At 75.2% G+C, this 3719-nt stretch carries 4 protein-coding genes; 2 read left to right on the top strand and 2 right to left on the bottom strand.

The genetic code is table 11. The features are described from left to right. Positions 1-63: 63 nt before the first annotated feature. Complete coding sequence (locus tag AC6EUL_RS22680) at positions 64-1107, top strand: P1 family peptidase (protein WP_499872858.1); 1044 nt, start codon at positions 64-66, stop codon at positions 1105-1107. Between the two features lie 58 nt (positions 1108-1165). Here AC6EUL_RS22680 and AC6EUL_RS22675 read toward each other — a convergent pair whose 3' ends face one another. Both AC6EUL_RS22675 and AC6EUL_RS22670 read right to left on the bottom strand, forming a co-directional pair. After that, a complete protein-coding gene (locus AC6EUL_RS22675; RefSeq protein WP_056222045.1) occupies positions 1166-1450 on the bottom strand; it encodes a hypothetical protein in 285 nt (94 codons plus the stop codon). Between the two features lie 28 nt (positions 1451-1478). Continuing rightward, on the bottom strand, positions 1479-1685 hold the full coding sequence (locus tag AC6EUL_RS22670; protein ID WP_056222048.1) for a hypothetical protein: 207 nt from the start codon (positions 1683-1685) through the stop codon (positions 1479-1481). A 429-nt stretch (positions 1686-2114) separates the two neighbouring features. Between AC6EUL_RS22670 and AC6EUL_RS22665 the strand changes: the two genes are divergently transcribed. Next, the coding region (locus AC6EUL_RS22665) for a helicase HerA domain-containing protein (RefSeq protein WP_499872856.1) at positions 2115-3719 on the top strand (1605 nt) is incomplete at its 3' end.

Here is a 3719-nt window from a genome sequence, read left to right as displayed (position 1 = left end):
CCCCGAACCCCTCGCCCGAAGCCCCGCCGCGTGCGATCCTGGCCCCCCGGGAGGAGGTGACCCGTGCCGACCAACCGCATCACCGACATCGCCGGCCTCCGGGTCGGCCACGCCAGCGATCCGCGCCTCGCCAGCGGGGTCACCGCGCTCCTCTTCGACGAACCCGTGGTGGCGGGCGTCGACGTGCGCGGCGGCGGCCCCGGCACCCGCGAGACCGACCTCCTCGATCCCGAGCGCACCCTGGAGCGCATCGACGCCCTGGTGCTCTCCGGCGGCTCGGCCTTCGGCCTCGACGCCGCCGCGGGCGTCGTCGCCCACCTCGCCGAGACCGGGCGCGGCTTCGCGATCGGCCCGGCGCGGGTGCCGATCGTGCCGGCCGCGATCCTGTTCGACCTCCTCAACGGCGGCGACAAGGCCTGGGGCCGGTTCTCGCCCTACCGCGACCTCGGCTACGCGGCGGCCCTCGCCGCCACGCGGGCGTTCGCTCTCGGTTCCGTCGGGGCCGGGACGGGGGCGGCCACCGCCAACCTGAAGGGCGGCATCGGCTCCGCCTCGGCGGTCGTTGCGGGCCTCGCGGCCGCCGGCGTCGCGGCCGGGGGGCCGGCCGAGAGCGGATCGCCCGTGCGGGTCGGGGCGCTGGTGGCGGTGAACGCCTTCGGCCGGGTGACGCTGGGGGAGGGGCCGCATTTCTGGGCCGGCGCCGACGAGGTCGACGACGAATTCGGGGGCCTCGGGTTGCCCGCCGCGATGCCGGCCGATGCCTTCGCCTGGCCGCCGCGCAAGGCACTGGCCGGGGCGAGCACCACCCTGGCGGTGGTGGCCACCGACGCCGCCCTCACCAAGGCCCAGGCCCGCCGCCTGGCCGTGATGGCCCAGGACGGCCTCGCCCGGGCGATCCGCCCGGTCCACACGCCGCTGGACGGCGACGTCGTCTTCGCGGTCTCCACCGGGCGGGCGGCGCTGGCCGATCCCGTCACCGACCTCGCCCGCATCGGCGACGCGGCCGCCCGAACCCTGGCGCGCGCCGTGGCGATCGGCGTGCATCGCGCGACGGTGCCGCCCGGATGGACTGGGCCGCCGGCCTGGCGGGATCGCTTCGGGACGTGACCGGTTCGGAACGCGGCCGGCCCGGTTCAGGCTCGGCGCGATTCGGGCTCGGCCCGGTTCACGTCTGGCCGAGTTCGGCCTTCGAATCCGCGATGAGGCCGGCGAGGCCGGCATCGACCTCGGCCCCGAGCAGGCGGCGCTCGGCCTCCGTCAGGTCGGCGGCCCAGCCGCGCTGGCCGAAGCCTTCCGCGCACTTGGCCCGCTCGGCCGTAAGATAGGCCTCCGTCTCGGCGGGCTGCGTCCGCATGGCCTGGACCAGGCCGAACCAGGCCGCGCGCTCCACCACCGCGAGGCGGGCGCGCAGGCGGATCATCACCGCGCGGTCGGGGTCGACGTCGTCCATGGCGTGTCCGGTCTCCGGGAGCGCCGCGTCAGCGCCGCGGCTCGCAGCGCGTCTTCACGTAGGTGCCCTGGTCGTTGCCGTGCCCCGCATTGGCGGCGAGCACGGGCCCCTGCATCAGGCATTCCTGCAGGGTGTGGGCGGGGCCCGTGATGATGTCGAGCGCCGTGTCCCGCGAGCAATCCGGGGCCTGGACGGTGGAGGCGCAGACGAGGGCGACGACGAGGACTGGGTTCATGGGAGGATTAACTGGATCAGGCCGGCGACGCGGCAAGGGCGGCTTTTGCCGCGGGTGCAGTTTAATGCCTGCGGGGTGATGCCTGCGGGGCGCCTCGATGCCGGCCGCTCTCCGCGCCGGCTTGCGTTCCTAATTTGTTCCAGTAGGGGCTCTGCGATCGCGTCGGTCAAGGCCAAAATACCTAGGATATCGCGCCTAGGTTCTTGAGCCTAGGACAAGAGGCTTATCCTCCGCATTGCCTTCCAGGGTGTCTCGAACGAAAGAGGAACAAAGGGGGGCTGCCGGCTCTGTCTGCGCGCCGGGTGCGGCCCCTGGCCTGTGGATGCCGGCCCCGCGCGACGGACCGGCCCGATGGCGCGCGTGTTAAGGTCTTCGTGCGAGAGCCAGGAGGTGCGGAGGACCAGCCTCCGCGCGGGAGCCGGAGCAGGCATGACGGTCGGCATCGAGATGGGTCTGAGCATGGGGCCGGGGGCGGAGCCCGCGCGCCTCGACCTCGAGGAGCTCCTGGCGACGCGTCTCCTGGTCCAGGGCAATTCGGGCTCGGGCAAGTCGCACCTGCTGCGGCGCCTGCTGGAGCAGAGCGCCGGCGCGGTGCAGCAGGTGGTGATCGACCCCGAGGGCGACTTCGTCACCCTGGCGGAGGCCTACGGCCACGTGGTGGTGGACGGCGCCCACGGGGAGGCCGACCTGCAGGCCATCGCCGCGCGGGTGCGGGCGCACCGGGTCTCGGTGGTGCTCACCCTGGAGAGCCTCGACATGGAGGCGCAGATGCGCGCCGCGGCCGCCTTCCTGGGCGGGCTGTTCGAGGCCGAGCGCACCCACTGGCACCCCGCCCTGATCGTGGTCGACGAGGCCCAGATCTTCGCGCCGGCGGCCGCCGGCGACGTCTCCGACGAGGCCCGCAAGGCCTCGCTGGGGGCCATGACCAACCTGATGTGCCGGGGCCGCAAGCGGGGCTTGGCCGGCATCATCGCCACCCAGCGCCTAGCCAAGCTCGCCAAGAACGTGGCGGCCGAGGCCACCAACTTCCTGATGGGCCGCACCTTCCTCGACATCGACATGGCCCGCGCCGCCGACCTCCTCGGCCTCGACCGGCGCGGGGCCGAGCGCTTTCGCGACCTGTCCCGGGGCGAGTTCGTGGCGCTGGGCCCGGCCCTGAGCCGGCGGCCCCTGGCGCTGCGCATCGGCCCGGTGACGACCTCGGCGCGCTCCGGCTCGCCGAAGCTCGTGCCGCTGCCCGCCCCGGCGGATGCGGACCTGCGCGCCCTCATCCTCACCCGCTCGCCCGACGAACCGACCCTGGCCTGGGCGCCGGCGCCGCGCACGCCGCCGACCCCGCGCGCCACCCCGGCCGATCTGATGCGCGAGCTCAGCGCCTACCGTCCGGAGCCGGTGGAGGCGCCCGAGCCGATGAGCGAGGACGAGATCCGCGCCGGGCTCGACGCGGTCCTGCGCGGCATCGCCGCCGACCCGGATGCCGGCGGCCAGCCGGTGGCGGTGGTCTACCAGGACTTCCTCGTGCGCTGCCGGATGCGCGGCCTCGACGGCGAGGCGATCAGCCTGGCGGCCTTCCGCCGCCGCCTCGGCGTCGCCCGGGCCGGGTTCGACGGGGCCGACGTCGCCCCGGACGAGGCGGACGGGCGCTGGGAGGAGGCGCAAGGGGTCGCCGCCACCCTGCCGGACGAGGTCCAGGGCCTGTTCCTGCTGCTGGCCCGGGCGGCCCTCGCCGGCGAGCCCTGTCCCGGCGACGAGGCCCTGGCCCGGGCGATCGGCAGCCGCTCGCCCGGCCGGGCCCGGCGCCTGCTCGCCTATGTGGAGACCCGCGGCACCATCGTGTGCCGCATGGATTACCGCGGCAACCGCATCGTCGCCCTGCCGGCCCTGGCCTGCGAGACCGGACCCGGTGATCCGAAGGCGCCGGTCGAGGCCAAGTCCGGCGCCGCGGGGGGGGGGGCGCCGGCCCCGGCATCCGGCCTGCCGGGGCTGTTCGGCGCCGACTTCGCCCCCGGGCGAACAGGCTCTAACCTGAAAACA

This window comes from Methylobacterium sp. 001424705 (assembly GCF_059816145.1).
The sequence above is the reverse complement of the archived record's forward strand: the minus strand, read 5'-3'. Positions and strand labels throughout refer to the sequence as shown.